The organism is Mesorhizobium sp. CC13, from assembly GCF_039907765.1.
Classification (GTDB): domain Bacteria; phylum Pseudomonadota; class Alphaproteobacteria; order Rhizobiales; family Rhizobiaceae; genus Aminobacter.
The window spans coordinates 1-13379 of record NZ_JARDJI010000010.1; the positions used below are offsets into that span (position 1 = coordinate 1).

The 13379-nt window shown below is 65.8% G+C and carries 13 protein-coding genes; 5 read left to right on the forward strand and 8 right to left on the reverse strand.

Annotation, left to right across the window (positions count from 1 at the left end; all coding sequences use genetic code 11):
* Nucleotides 1–138: 138 nt before the first annotated feature.
* The 4 genes from PV773_RS14645 to PV773_RS14660 are packed head-to-tail and all read right to left on the reverse strand — an operon-like array spanning nt 139 to nt 4400.
* Complete coding sequence (locus PV773_RS14645) at nt 139–786, reverse strand: glutathione S-transferase (protein WP_347967057.1); 648 nt, start codon at nt 784–786, stop codon at nt 139–141.
* Nucleotides 787–798: 12 nt separating this feature from the next.
* Nucleotides 799–2565, reverse strand: coding sequence for a Rieske 2Fe-2S domain-containing protein (locus PV773_RS14650; RefSeq protein ID WP_347967058.1), 1767 nt, complete (start codon nt 2563–2565; stop codon nt 799–801).
* Nucleotides 2566–2601: 36 nt separating this feature from the next.
* Entirely contained in the window at nt 2602–3507 is a 906-nt protein-coding gene (locus tag PV773_RS14655; protein WP_347967059.1) for an aromatic ring-hydroxylating dioxygenase subunit alpha, read from the reverse strand.
* 26 nt (nt 3508–3533) lie between these two features.
* Nucleotides 3534–4400, reverse strand: a complete 867-nt coding sequence (locus PV773_RS14660; protein WP_347967060.1) for an aromatic ring-hydroxylating dioxygenase subunit alpha — start codon at nt 4398–4400, stop codon at nt 3534–3536.
* Between the two features lie 242 nt (nt 4401–4642).
* On the opposite strand from PV773_RS14660, the gene PV773_RS14665 reads away from it, so the two are divergent.
* From PV773_RS14665 to PV773_RS14685, 5 genes are all read left to right on the forward strand, one after another.
* A complete protein-coding gene (locus tag PV773_RS14665) occupies nt 4643–5413 on the forward strand; it encodes a GntR family transcriptional regulator (RefSeq protein WP_347967061.1) in 771 nt (256 codons plus the stop codon).
* A gap of 49 nt (nt 5414–5462) precedes the next feature.
* Nucleotides 5463–6557 carry a BMP family ABC transporter substrate-binding protein gene (locus PV773_RS14670; RefSeq protein ID WP_347967062.1) on the forward strand — a complete coding sequence of 365 codons (1095 nt, stop codon included), beginning with the start codon at nt 5463–5465 and terminating at the stop codon, nt 6555–6557.
* 91 nt (nt 6558–6648) lie between these two features.
* Entirely contained in the window at nt 6649–8193 is a 1545-nt protein-coding gene (locus PV773_RS14675; protein WP_347967063.1) for an ABC transporter ATP-binding protein, read from the forward strand.
* Entirely contained in the window at nt 8177–9244 is a 1068-nt protein-coding gene (locus PV773_RS14680; RefSeq protein WP_347967064.1) for an ABC transporter permease, read from the forward strand. The genes PV773_RS14675 and PV773_RS14680 overlap by 17 nt, the downstream gene beginning before the upstream one ends.
* A complete protein-coding gene (locus PV773_RS14685) occupies nt 9244–10164 on the forward strand; it encodes an ABC transporter permease (protein ID WP_347967065.1) in 921 nt (306 codons plus the stop codon). The genes PV773_RS14680 and PV773_RS14685 overlap by 1 nt, the downstream gene beginning before the upstream one ends.
* An 80-nt stretch (nt 10165–10244) precedes the next feature.
* Here the strand turns inward: PV773_RS14685 and PV773_RS14690 are convergent, their stop codons facing one another.
* From PV773_RS14690 to PV773_RS14705, 4 genes are all read right to left on the reverse strand, one after another.
* A complete protein-coding gene (locus tag PV773_RS14690) occupies nt 10245–11186 on the reverse strand; it encodes an ABC transporter ATP-binding protein (RefSeq protein WP_347967066.1) in 942 nt (313 codons plus the stop codon).
* Nucleotides 11187–11208: 22 nt separating this feature from the next.
* Nucleotides 11209–11844, reverse strand: coding sequence for an ABC transporter permease (locus PV773_RS14695; RefSeq protein WP_347967067.1), 636 nt, complete (start codon nt 11842–11844; stop codon nt 11209–11211).
* Nucleotides 11844–12473 carry an ABC transporter permease gene (locus tag PV773_RS14700; RefSeq protein ID WP_347967068.1) on the reverse strand — a complete coding sequence of 210 codons (630 nt, stop codon included), beginning with the start codon at nt 12471–12473 and terminating at the stop codon, nt 11844–11846. The genes PV773_RS14695 and PV773_RS14700 overlap by 1 nt, the downstream gene beginning before the upstream one ends.
* Before the next feature lie 90 nt (nt 12474–12563).
* Nucleotides 12564–13379, reverse strand: a complete 816-nt coding sequence (locus PV773_RS14705; protein ID WP_347967069.1) for a PhnD/SsuA/transferrin family substrate-binding protein — start codon at nt 13377–13379, stop codon at nt 12564–12566.

Genomic DNA, 13379 nt, shown 5'->3' on the forward strand with positions numbered 1-13379 from the left:
CGCGGGCCCTCGAGGTCCACCTCCATGATCTCGAGCGGCTTGCCTGCTCCAACGGCGACGGCGGCGCGGGTTTTCATCGTCTCACTCCCAATGTCTCGAATGCCGGACCTATGCCCGACGGATGTGTATTGAACTGGATCAGGCAGCCTTGGCCGGGCCGGCCGGGAACACGCCCGACATCACGGTGAAGCCCTTCAGGCGCTTGACGCGGTCGCACCAGCGGCGGATCGCCGGATAGTCCTGCCTGGGTATGCCGCCCTCTTCGGACAGCATGATGTAGGGGAAGCAGGCGATGTCGGCGATGGTCGGATGGGCGGCCGAGCAGATCCACTCCCGCCCCTCCTGCTCGCCGAACCAGAGATGCTCGTCGAGGATGCGGAACAGGCGATGGGCGCCGGCTCGCGCTGCCTCGACGTCGAGCTCGTAGAACAGCGCGTCGTGAAGGCGCGCCGCCGAGGCCGTGCCGGTGATTCCGTCGGCAAACGCCAGCCACTGGCTGATCTCGCCTAACAGTGCGGGATTATCACGCGGATACCAGGTGCCAGACGTGTCGTATTTCGAAGCGAGGTAGACGAGGATCGCCTGGGCGTCGCGCAACACCGTGCCATCGTCTTCAATCACGGGCAATTGCCCGAGCGGATTGATCTTGAGGAACGATTCCGACTTGTGCTCGCGGCCGGGGTAGAAGTCGATCGGCACCGTCTTCCAGTCGATGCCGAGCATGCTCATAAAAAGGCGCAGCTTGTAGCAGTTGCCCGACAGTTCGTAGTCGTAAAGCGTGATCATCGGGGGAAACTCCTAAAGGTCCAGCACCAGCCGCGCCGACTTGGCACGCGACACGCAAGTCATGATCTTGGTGCCGGACTTGCGCTCGGCATCGTTGAGGTAGACGTCCTGGTGGTCGGGCTCGCCTTCGATGACGGTCGCGAGACACGTGCCGCAGGCGCCCTGCTCGCAGGACGACGGCATGTCGATGCCGGCTTCGCGCATCACCTCGAGGATGGTCTTGCCCGAGGGCACCTTGAGGGTCACGCAGGAACGGGCCAGCGCCACCTCGAAGCTCGAGCTGTCGTCGATGACGTTGGTGTTCTTGAAGTATTCGAAATGCACCGCCGCTTCCGGCCAGCCGGCCTCGGCCGCCAGATGGCGCGCCGCCTCCAGCATCGGTCCCGGACCGCAGAGATAGAGATGCGTGTCGGGCCGGTAACCGGCGAGGATCTCGCGCAACTGCGCGCCGGTCTGTTCCGGCGTGAGCCCCAGATGCGGCTTGAGCGATGCGCCGAAGCCTGCGGTCTTCTCGGGGAAAGCCAGCTGAGCCTGGTTCTGGGCGAAATAATGCAGGTCGAAATTGAGGTTCTGGTTTTTGAGCGCCTGGGCCATCGCCAGGAGCGGCGTGATGCCGATGCCGCCGGCGACGAACACGGTCTTCACCGCGTCGCGGCGCAGCGGGAAATTGTTGCGCGGCTCCGAGATCGCCAGCACGTCGCCCTGGCGCACCGTCTCGTGCATGCAGGTCGAGCCGCCCTTGGAGTCGCGCTCGAGCTTGACGCCGATGACGTAGCTGTCGCTCTCGCCCGGACCGTTTGTGATCGAATATTGCCGGATCAGCCCGTTCGGCATGTGCACGTCGATATGGGCGCCCGGCTGGAACGTCGGCAACAGTCCCTTGATGGGCCTGAGCTCGAAGCCGGCGATGCCGTCGGCTGCCTGCCACTTCCTCGCCACCTCGACCCGCATCGTTGCCTTGCGGCCGTGCTTGGTCTCTTCGGGCATCTCGGCGAGTTCGGCCGAGACGCGTTCGATGACCGGTTCCAGCGGCGCCGGCGCCGGCTCAAGCGCGGCCTCGCGCTCGACGATGTCGCGCAGCTTCGACAGAAGGGCGTTGTGGTGATGGAGGACTGCCAGCCGGGCCTTGCCCTCGACCTTGCCGTCGAGCACGCCGCGGATCACCGAGCGGTTGGAATCGACCGGCTGGACGAAGAAGATGGCGAGCGTCGCGGCATCGTCATCCGTGGCACGCAGCGCGACCGAGAACTCCTTCGATGCCTCGACCGAGACCTTGGCGTCGCTGCCGTCGATCCGGCCGTTCGGCTGGAAGCGGTAGCCCTTGAGCCTGCCCGCGACCACGTCGGCCGGCGCGTTGACCGGGATGCCGCGCAGGGTGAGCAGTTCGCCCTCGGCGAGACCCGGCACTTCGGGCACTTCGCCCTGCGGCTCCTCGGCCGACCAGACCAGGCCGTAGCGCTCGACCGCCGCGAAGGTGCGGTTGGTGATGGTGCGCGCCGGCGCGTCGGCCGGGTGGGCGGGTATGTAGGTGCAGCCGGCGGTGCGGTTCGAATAGCGCCAGCCATGGTACTGGCACTTCAGTTCGCGGCCGTCATTGATGCCGATGGAGAGGCGCACGCCGCGATGCAGGCAGCGGTTCTCCCAGACGTTGATGTAGCCGTCGTCGGCGCGCCAGACGGCGAACTCGCGGCCGAGAAGCTGGCCATGGAAGACATGGCGGTGCGGCAGGTCGTAAGACGCGGCGATGGGATGCCATCTGGTCTTGGCGGTATCGAGCATTGTTGTCTCCAGAATTGGGTTTCGCGCGGCTCACGCTCAGGTAGCGGCGGGAATGACCCCGTAGGTCACGCCCTTCTGACTGAGCCAGCGGCGGTATGCGATGGCCGACTTGTCGGCACGGATGGGCGTTTCGGCGCGCGGATCGAGCGGCAGCCGCTTCGGGAACTGGTTCTCCAGGATCGGCTTGTCCTGCCCGAAGATCGTCTGCTGGAAGCGCTTGATGACCTTGTCCTCATTGTCCTCGTCGAGGATGCACAGCATCATGTGCGCCCGCACATGCTCCTGGTCGACAGGCTGCAGGAACACGGCGATCACATCGCGGCGGCTCTCGTCCATCGGGCTCGATTTGTAGAGCACCGAGCAATAGGGATGCGGCACGCGGTAGATGTAGTCGACGTCGGCGCCGCCGTCCGAGGTGGTCGAGGCCATCGGCTGGTAGAAGCGGCAGCGCGTCGCCAGGATCTCGTCGCGGTCGACCGAGATCTCGACGTCGTACTCCTTCACCTCCGTATGCGGTTCGGCGCCGAGGATGTCGGTGTGGACATAGGGGAAATGCCCCATGTCGAGGAAGTTCTCGATCGCCCGCGGCGCCGACACGTTGACGCCGACGGTCGCGGCGTTGAGCTTGCGGCGGTCGGCCTCGTCGAATTCCGGGATCGGGAACAGGTCGGCCGGTGGATTGCCGAGCGACGTCCAGATGTAGCCATAGGCAAGCTTCAGCGGCAGCTTTTCGGCTACCGTTGCAACGTCTACCGGGCTGCCCTCGGCAAGGTCGGCGCGGTCGCGCCAGACGGCGGCATTGCCCTTGCCATCGACTGCGTAGCTGAGGCGCTCCTCGAGCAGCACCGTGTCGGCGACGACCCCTGCCCGCACTTCGGCCAGGGCCGCCAGCGGGTGCCAGAGGTCGAGGATCACCTGATCCGTGCATCGCGTCTTGGTCATGTGCGGTTCCTTGTTGAGGGCGCGGCTCACATCCGCGCCGGTATCGCGCCGTAGGTGACCGACTTGTCGCGCAGCCAGCGCCGGTAGAGCACGGCGACGGCATCGGCCCGGATCGGCGTTTCGGCACGCGGATCGAGCGGCAGGCGCTTCGGCACCTGATTTTCGAGGATCGGCTTGTCCTGGGCGAAGATCAACTGCATGAAGCTGCGGATCCCCGCCTCGTCGATGCCGTCCTTGAGGTAGGTAAGGAAAGGATGGGCAACGCAATTGTCCTCGTCGACCGGCTGGACGAACAGGGTGATGACGTCGAGCCGGTGCTTCTGCACGGGATTGCTCTTGTAGAGCGCCACCGTATAGGGCCGGATCACCTTGTAGACGTAATCGACGACGAAGCCTTCCTTGGCCGTCGGCGATGCGACGGGCTGGTAGAACTTGCACTCGGTCGCCACCAGCTCGTCGGCGGCCGTCAGTTCGACCTTGTAGGGCGCGACCTCGGTATGCGGCTCGTCGCCCAGCCAGCCGGTGTGGACGAAGGGGAAATGCCCCATGTCCAGGAAGTTCTCGACCGCCCGCAGGCCCGAAACCCTGACGGCGATCGACCCGCCGGTGACCAGGTAGCGGTCGCCCTCCTCGGCTTCGGGCACGAAGACGATGTCGCGCTCCGGCTTACCGAGGCAGGCCCAGAGGAACCCGTAGCGCTTGGTCGAATTGACCACTTCGCCGGTGTCGTTGCGAACCACTTCCTTGTTGTAGCGGCCGCGGCAGTGAATGGTGAGATCGACCCCGAGAAGCCGGGTCTGGAACGGCGCGGCCGACGACAGGTTCGTCAGGTCCGCGACCACATGCCAATCGTTAAGAAGGACTCTGTCGCTACAAAGGGCTGCTTTGCTCATTGCAACCTCCCTGGCTAGCACTTCCCCATGAACCTAGCTCTGTTATGGCCTTATTGGAACCACAGGATTGGATATCAATCAATAAGAAATTGCATACCCAGACGAGAATTTTGATTGACAGGCGGAATTGATTGAATACCGATATGGAATTCGTAACCCGGGACAAATGGTGCCGCCGGCCCCATGCAAGCCGAGGCTGACCGCCAAGCAGGCCAAAGGCGCTGGCGGGGGAGGAAGTTGTCATGAGCAGCCGCTCGCAGGCGATTGCCGACATGTTGACCCGGGCGATCCTCGATCACCGGCTCGTGCCCGGCTGCAAGCTCGGCGAGCGCGAGCTGTCGGAGATATTCGACGTCAGCCGCATCGTCATCCGCCAGTCGCTGATCCGCCTCGCCGACGATGGCCTCGCCCAGATCGAGCGCAATCGCGGCGCCTTCGTCGCGCGTCCGAGCATGCAGGATGCGATGGAGATCTACGACGCCCTCACCCTGGTCGAACAGGGCGTGGCGGCCCAGCTCAGCGACCGTCTCGGCCCCGCCGGCTGGGCCGAGCTGCGCCAGCATGTCGAGCGCCAGCGCCAGGCCGTGGCCTCCGGCAACGACGCGCTCGCCGACGTGCTCGGCCAGGAATTCCACACCGTCTTCGTGCGGCTCAGCCGCAACAAGGTGATGCAGGAGATCCACGCCCAGCTCGTGCGCCGCACGACGCTGTTGCGCTCGCTGATCACCGCCGACTTCGACTATTGCAACCTGCTCGACGACCATGCGCGGGTGATCGAACTGCTCGAGAAGGGCCGGCTGAAGCAGGCCATGGAGCTGATCGACGCGCATCACCGGAGCGTCGTGCGCGGCTATATCATGGACAGGCAGGTGTTTCCGGAGCTGACGCCGCGCGAGGCGCTCGAGCCCTATCTGGACACCAAGGCCGGCGAGGCTCCGCAGCCTGCGCCAAGAAAAAAGACGGGAGACAACGGCAAGGCGAGGGCGCACGCCCACGACCACGCCGCTAAATAGACCCGGCAGACAAGCCGGGCGCCGCATCTACCAACAGAGGGTTACCACCATGCTCAATCTCACCAGACGCAAGTTTCTACATTATTCGGGGGCGGCAGGTGCCGCTCTCGCCACCGGCGGCCTGACCGGCGCCGCCCGCGCCCAGGAACCGCTCAAGATCGGGGTCGTCTACGTTTCCCCCATCGCCGAGATCGGCTGGACCAAACAACACAGCCTTGGCGTCGACGCCATCAAGCAGGAGTTCGGCGACAAGGTCGCCATCACGGTCATCGACAATATCTTCATGCCGCAGGACGCCGAGCGCGTGTTCCGCGAGCTCGCGGCCTCGGGCAACCAGCTGATCTTCGGCACCTCGTTCTCGCATGGCACGCCGATGCAGAAGGTCGCACCGCGCTTCCCCAAGGTCGCCTTCGAGCACTGCTCCGGCATCGTGCACCTCGCCAATCTCGGCACCTTCGAGGCCAAGTATTACGAAGGCACCTTCGTCGCCGGCGCCGCCGGCGCGCATATGAGCAAGTCGGGCAAGATCGGCTTCATCGGCGGCTTCCCGATCCCCGATATCGTCGGCCCGGCCAATGCGCTCCTGCTCGGCGCCCAGAGCGTCAAGCCCGACATTACCTGCAACGCCATCTTCCTCAATTCCTGGTTCGACCCGGGCAAGGAAAAGGAGGCGGCCAACACGTTGCTGTCGCAGGGCTGCGACGTCATCTGTTCGATGACCGACACCGCCACCGGCGTGCAGGTCGCGGGCGAGGGCGGCGCCTGGTCGATCGGCTATGCCAGCGACATGGCCAAGTTCGGCTCGGGCAAGCAGCTCACCGCCTTCACCCTCGACTGGTCGAGCGACTATCTGCGCGCCGCCAAGGGTGTTGCCGATGGCACCTGGAAGCCCGAGGCGCGCTGGGACGGTCTCGCCGGCGGCGTGGTCAAGATGGCGCCCTACAACGAGGCGATCCCCGCCGATGTGGTCGCCAAGCTCAAGCAGCTCGAGGCCGACATCGGCGCAGGCAAGGTCCACCCCTATTCCGGCGAGTTGAAGGACCAGGACGGCAACGTCAAGGTGGCCTCCGGAACGGTGCTCGCGGATGCCGACATCCGCGGCATGAACTGGTTCGTCAAGGGCATGATCGGCAAGCTCGGCTGACCGATCGCCCTGCAATCGTACCCGCCGGGGCGGAAATCCGTCCCGGCGGACTGCGGCTGCGCTCCGTCCAACCCAAACGGCAGGACCGGCTATGACCCCGCGCCTAGAACTGCGCAACATCACCAAGAGCTATCCCGGCATCGTTGCGAATGACGACATCTCCATGTCGATCATGCCCGGGGAAATCCACGCCGTGCTCGGCGAGAACGGCGCCGGCAAATCGACGCTGATGAAAATCATCTACGGCGCCGCCCAGGCCGATTCCGGCGAAATCTGGTGCGACGGCAAGCCGATCGAGGCGCACAATCCCGCAAGCTCGCGGGCGCTCGGCATCGAGATGGTCTACCAGCATTTCGCGCTGTTCGAGTCCGTCACCGTGGTCGAGAACATCGCACTGTCCGTATCGAGCACCTTCGACCTCGACACCCTCGCCCGCCAGATCACCGAGCTGTCCAACCGCTACGGCATGCCGATCGACCCGCACCGCCGCGTCCACGACCTGTCGGTCGGCGAACGCCAGCGCGTCGAGATCGTGCGCTGCCTGCTGCAGGCGCCGAAGCTGCTGATCCTCGACGAGCCGACCTCCGTGCTGACGCCGCAGGCGGTGGTGAAGCTGTTCGAGACGCTGCGACAGCTCGCTGCCGAGGGCTGCTCGATCGTCTATATCAGCCACAAGCTCGACGAGGTGCAGGAACTCTGCGACTCGGCCACCGTGCTGCGCAACGGCAAGGTGACCGGCACGGCAAAACCCAAGGAGAGCACCTCGCTCGAACTCGCCCGCATGATGGTCGGCTCCAAGCTGCCCGAAATGCATGTCAGCGCGTCTGTGCCGAGCGACAAGCCTGTGCTCGCGGTGCGCGGGCTGAGTGCCCCCGCCCGCGACAAATACGGCGTCGAGCTCAAGAACGTGTCGTTCGAGGTTCGCGGCGGCGAGATCGTCGGCCTCGCCGGCGTCTCCGGCAACGGCCAGGCCGAGCTGATCGCGCTGCTCAGCGGCGAGCGCACGCATTCCAATGCCCTGGCAGTCCATATCGGCGGCAAGGCGGCCGCCCATCTCAACGCCAGCGAACGGCGCAAGCTCGGCATGGCCTTCGTGCCGGAGGAACGGCTCGGCCGCGGCGCCGTGCCGCCGCATGCCCTGTGGGAGAATGCGGTGCTGACCGCCAATCGCCATGGCGGGCTCGTGCGCCACGGCATGGTCGACCGCACCAAGGCGACCGGCTTCGCCCGCGGCATCATCGAGCGCTTCAAGGTCAAGGCCAACGGTCCGCAAGCGAGTGCCCAGAGCCTGTCCGGCGGCAACCTTCAGAAGTTCATCGTCGGCCGCGAGATCGCGCTGCAGCCCAAGCTGTTCCTCGTGGCGCAACCGACCTGGGGCGTCGACGTCGGCGCTGCCGCCTTCATCCGCCAGACCATCGTCGATCTCAGCCGCGCCGGCGCCGCCGTCCTGGTGGTATCGGAGGAACTCGACGAGCTGTTCGAGATCTGCGACCGGCTGCTCGTCATCTGCCAGGGCCAGGTGTCGCCACCGCTGATCAGGACAAACACCAACCGCGAGGAAATCGGCCTGCTGATGACCAGGGTCGACCGCGGCAACGGAACGAACGGGAGAGGCGAAGTTGCGGTACAGGATTGAACAGAGGCCGGAACCATCCGCCTCGATGCGCATCGCCGCCCCGGTGATCGCCACGATACTCACGCTGTTCGTCGGCTCGCTGATGTTCGCCGGATTGGGCTATGACCCGGCGACGACGCTGCAGGCGTTCTTCATCACCCCGGTCAATTCGATCAACGGCCTGTCGGAGCTTCTGCTCAAGGCCTCGCCGCTGATCCTCATTGCCTGCGGCCTTGCCGTCGGCTTCCGCGCCAATGTCTGGAACATCGGCGCCGAGGGCCAGCTCGTCATCGGCGCCATCGCCGCCTGCGGCGTCGGCCTGTTCTATCCCAATCCGGAAAGCCCGATCCTTCTGCCGCTGATGTTCCTGGCGGGTGCCGCCGCCGGCATGGCCTGGGCCGCCATCCCCGCCTTCCTCAGGGCGCGGATGAACACCAACGAGATCCTGGTCACGCTGATGCTGACCTACATCGCCACACTCTTCCTGTCGTGGCTGGTGCACGGGCCATGGCGCGACCCCGCGGGCTTCAACTATCCGCAAACGGCGCTGCTGCCGGCGGCCGCCATGTTCGAGCCTTTCGACTATGCCTACCGCATCAACGGCTCGGTGTTCATCACCGTGGCGGCCGTCGTGCTGATGTGGCTGTTCACCGACCGCAGCTTCCTCGGCTACAAGATGAAGGTTTCGGGCGCTGCCCCGCTCGCCGCCCGCTATGCCGGCTTCCGCGAGAGCTCGGCGGTGTGGACCGGCCTGCTTGCAGGTGGAGCCGCCGCCGGCATCGCCGGCATGGCCGAGGTCGCCGGCCCGCTCGGGCAGCTGTCGCCGCAGATCTCGCCCGGCTATGGCTTTGCCGCGATCATCGTCGCCTTCATCGGCCGGCTCAATGCCTTCGGCATCGTGCTCGGCGGGCTGCTGATGTCGCTCCTGTTTCTCGGCGGCGAGGCGGTTCAGATGAACCTCGGCCTGTCGTCGTCGCTGACCCGCATCTTCCAGGGCATCCTGCTGTTCTTCCTGCTCGCCGCCGACTTCTTCATCTTCTACCGGCTTCGCCGCATTCCGGAGCACGCCTGATGGATCTCTTCATCGCCATCTTCACCGGCACGATCATCGCAGCAACGCCGCTGATCTTCGCCGCCCTCGGCGAGCTCGTCGTCGAAAAGTCCGGCGTCCTCAACCTCGGCATCGAGGGCATGATGCTGATGGGCGCCGCATTCGCCTTCTGGGCCGTCATCGCCGGCCTGCCGATGCCGGTCGCCATCCTCGCCGGCGCGCTCGGCGGGGCCGCCGCCTCGCTGCTCTTCGGCGTGCTGGCGCTCACCTTCCTGACCAACCAGTACGCGGCGGGCCTCGCGCTCGCCATCTTCGGCTCGGGCGTTTCGGCCTTCCTCGGCCGCGGCTTCGGCTCGGCCCCGATCGACGCGCTGGACCGGGTCAGCATCCCGGTCCTGTCGGACATTCCGGTCATCGGACCTATGTTCTTCCGCTTCGACCCGATGGTCTATTTCGCCATCCTGATGTTTGTCGTCATCAGCTGGTTCCTGTACCGCACCAAGGGCGGGCTGATCCTGCGCACCATCGGCGAGTCGCCCGAGACCTCGCACGCCATCGGCTATCCGGTGATCCGCATCCGCTACCTCGCCGTGATGTTCGGCGGGCTGATGGCGGGGCTGGCCGGTGCCTATCTGTCGGTCGCCTACACGCCGCTGTGGGTCGAGAACATGACCGCCGGCAAGGGCTGGATCTCGCTGGCCCTGGTGGTCTTCGCCACCTGGCGGCCGCTGCGCGTGCTGCTCGGCGCCTGGCTGTTCGGCGGCATGACCATCCTGCAGCTGCAGGGCCAGGCGCTGGGGCTGGCGGTTCCCTCCGAACTGCTCTCCGCCCTGCCGTACCTCGCCACCATTGTCGTGCTGGTCATCATCTCGCAGAACCGCCAGATGCTGGCGCTGCACTTCCCGGCCTCGCTGGCAAAGCCGTTCCGGCCTGCGACGTGAGACCAGGAGCCACCAGGCAACGAAAAGCGGCCGGGCAATGCCCGGCCGTTGTATCTACGACGCGCTCATAAGGCTTTCGGTCAGCGCGTGTGGCAGGCCAGGATGGCATCGCGGTCGAGATAGCCGATCACGGTACCGTCCGGCGCCCTGACGTCCAGGCCCGGGAGATTGCTATCGAGGATGCACGCCAGCGCGACATGCAGGTTGGCGTCCGGCGCGATCGGGGTCCCCTCGGCACTTGAGCGCGGCGCCGTCATCACGCTGGCGACATTGATCAGGCTGAGCCGCTTGATCGTCCGGTCCGGCCCGAGGAAGTTCTTGACGAACTCGTTGGCCGGATTGGCAAGGATCGCCTCGGGGCTGTCGTATTGCAGCAACTGGCCGTCGCGCATGATCGCGACCCGGTCGCCCATCTTGATCGCCTCGTCGATGTCGTGCGTCACGATCACGACGGTCTTGCTGACCTTCTTCAGGATCTGCCGGAACTCGTCCTGCAGGCGGACGCGGGTGATCGGGTCGATGGCGCCGAACGGTTCGTCCATCAGCATGATCGCCGGATCGGCCGCCAGGGCCCGGGCGAAGCCGACGCGCTGCCGCTGGCCGCCCGAGAGCTCGTGCGGCAGGCGGTTGCGCATAACGGCCGGATCGAGGCTGACGAGTTCGAGCAGCTCGTCGATGCGGCGATCGGTCTTCGCCTTGTCCCAGCCCAGCAGGCGCGGCACCGTGGCGATGTTGCGGGCGATCGTCATGTGCGGGAACAGGCCGACCTGCTGGATGACGTAGCCGATGGTCCGGCGCAGCTGCTTGGGGTCGGCATTGGCAACGTCGTTGCCGTTCACGACAACCCGTCCGCGGGTCGGGGTTTCCAGGCAGTTGATCATCCGCATGGTGGTCGTCTTGCCGCAGCCCGACGGGCCGATCATGGCGACGGTCGTGCCCTCTTCGATGTGAAGGTCGAGATTGTCCACTGCCGGGCGATTGCTGCCGGCAAAGTTCTTGGTCACACGTTCAATTCGTATCATCTCAAATATCCGTAATCCGCTGTCAGCGCCGGTAGGAAACGCTGCGTTCGAGCCAGGCGAACGCCAGCTCCGCAAAGATCGCGAGAAACGCGATCGGAATGGCCCCCACGAGGAGACGCGGCATGTCCATGATGGCAATGCCGGCGTTGATGAAGTCGCCGAGACCGCCTCCGCCGATGAAGGATGCAAGGGCGGCACCGCCGATGACCTGGATGGCCGCCGTGCGGACGCCGGAGAGGATCGAGGGGACGGCCAGCGGCAACTCGATCTGCCAGAGGATCTCCGCCCGTCCCATGCCCATGCCGTTGGCGGCGTCGAGGACGGCCGGGTCGACTTCGCGTATGCCGATAATGGTGTTGAGCAGCAATGGCGGGACGGCCAGCACGACGAGCGCGATCACCGATGGCCAGAGCCCGATGCCCATGATCGGCATGGCCGCCGCCAGGATGGCAAGACTCGGGATCGAGCGCGCGGCGCCGGCGACGTTGATCGTCACGAACGCCGACCGGGGCGACCGCGCCACGGCAATCCCCACGGGAAGGGCGATGGCCAGCGCGATGCCAAGCGAAATCAGGCTCATCACCATGTGCCGGTTGAAGGCACTGGTGAATGTGCCGAGATTTGCGGCGATCCACTGAAAGGCTTCGACGACGATCATCAGGCTTGCCTCCCGTTGCGGCGGCGAAGCGCCTTTTCCAGCGAAGTCAGGAGAAAATCCGCGGACAGCGCCAGGACCGAGGTCATGAGGCCGCCGGCGATGATCTTCTCGGGGAAGCGCTGGTCGATACCCTGGAAGATGATGACGCCGAGGCCGCCGGCATTGATGTAGGCGGCGACCGTGGCGATGCCGATGACCGTCACCACGGCGATGCGGATTCCGCCGACGATGTACGGCATCGCCAGCGGCAACTCGACCTCCCAGATCCGGCGCGCGGTCCCGTAGCCCATGCCGTGCGCCGCCTCGAGGATTTCATGCGGGATCGACTGGAAGCCCGTTCCGATGTTGCGGACCAGGATCATCAGCGAATAGGCGGCGAGACCCAGGATCGCCGGTGCCGCCCCGATGCCCATCATGGGGATGAGCAGCGCGAACAAGGCGAGGCTGGGAATGGCGAAAAGGATGCTCGTCACGAGAATGATGGTGGTGAAGGACTTCGGACGCCTGGCTGCCCAGATGCCGACGGCAAGCGAAATCACCAAAGCGATCCCCACCGAGGAGAAGACCAGATACAAATGCTCCATCAATGCTTCGAAGAGCCGGGGGATGTTCTTTGGAACCCAAGTCAAAACGTTGCTCCTACCTGTCGGGCGTCTGGGTAGACCCGCCCGTTACCTCTGCCGTATCACTATCACGGCCCGTGCCGCATGCTCCTGGCGTCACCATGCCGCAAGCCTCCGGTCGACCGCTTCCGCCCGCTCGGCAAGGATCCCGTAGTCGGCTACGTCGGGAAGCGCGAACCGCGCCAGCCCGAGTTGATGCAGCAGCGCCCGCCCGTCCTCGCGCTCATGGGCCCACAGCAGCGCCTGCCGCAGGGCGGACACCATTTCGGCCGGCGTCCCGGGCGACGCGACCAGCGGCGGACAGGGCGTCGGTTCCGTCGTGGCCACGACCCGCAGTCCCGCGACCGCATCCGGCTCGTACATGGCCATGAGCTCGTAGGCGTAGGCGTCGATGGCGCCGACCTCGATGCGCCCGCTGCGCAGCGCGTCCACGACGCCGGTGGGGTTGAGCAACGGTCCGACGGTGCGCCGCACGGGCGCCTTTCCGGACAGGAGATCGGCAAGGAAGCCGCGCGGCGCGTTGTAGCCGGATTGGGAATCCCGCACCGTCCAGCCCCAGGTCGCATCCGCCAGCCCCGAGGCCGACTTTATCGGACTGTCGGCGGCCACCACGATATGGCTGGCATAGTAGGGCCGGCCGCCGGCCCAGGACGCCTGCGCCACGGGTGCTGCCAGGATCGTGGGGCGCTCCGCATCCCACCAGCGCGACAGCGGATAGCCGCACATGAACACGGCCCCCATGTCGGCCCGTTCCCAAAGTTCGGACAGCGGCGCGGGCGAGGCGTGGGCGACGATGTCGAGCGGCACGCCCGCTTGGCCGCTCAGCCACGCGAACAGGTCGTCCCAGCGGGCGCGGACGCCCGCCGAGACATTGTACATTCGCGAACAGGCGATGAGTTTGGCGTCGCTCAT

Excerpts from the sequence above, each read along its gene's own strand:
- PV773_RS14645 (WP_347967057.1), bottom strand. The coding sequence starts at position 786 with ATGATCACGCTTTACGACTACGAACTGTCGGGCAACTGCTACAAGCTG.
- PV773_RS14650 (WP_347967058.1), bottom strand. The coding sequence starts at position 2,565 with ATGCTCGATACCGCCAAGACCAGATGGCATCCCATCGCCGCGTCTTAC.
- PV773_RS14655 (WP_347967059.1), bottom strand. The coding sequence starts at position 3,507 with ATGACCAAGACGCGATGCACGGATCAGGTGATCCTCGACCTCTGGCAC.
- PV773_RS14660 (WP_347967060.1), bottom strand. The coding sequence starts at position 4,400 with ATGAGCAAAGCAGCCCTTTGTAGCGACAGAGTCCTTCTTAACGATTGG.
- PV773_RS14665 (WP_347967061.1), top strand. The coding sequence starts at position 4,643 with ATGAGCAGCCGCTCGCAGGCGATTGCCGACATGTTGACCCGGGCGATC.
- PV773_RS14670 (WP_347967062.1), top strand. The coding sequence starts at position 5,463 with ATGCTCAATCTCACCAGACGCAAGTTTCTACATTATTCGGGGGCGGCA.
- PV773_RS14675 (WP_347967063.1), top strand. The coding sequence starts at position 6,649 with ATGACCCCGCGCCTAGAACTGCGCAACATCACCAAGAGCTATCCCGGC.
- PV773_RS14685 (WP_347967065.1), top strand. The coding sequence starts at position 9,244 with ATGGATCTCTTCATCGCCATCTTCACCGGCACGATCATCGCAGCAACG.
- PV773_RS14690 (WP_347967066.1), bottom strand. The coding sequence starts at position 11,186 with ATGATACGAATTGAACGTGTGACCAAGAACTTTGCCGGCAGCAATCGC.
- PV773_RS14695 (WP_347967067.1), bottom strand. The coding sequence starts at position 11,844 with ATGATCGTCGTCGAAGCCTTTCAGTGGATCGCCGCAAATCTCGGCACA.
- PV773_RS14705 (WP_347967069.1), bottom strand. The coding sequence starts at position 13,379 with ATGAGCGACGCCAAACTCATCGCCTGTTCGCGAATGTACAATGTCTCG.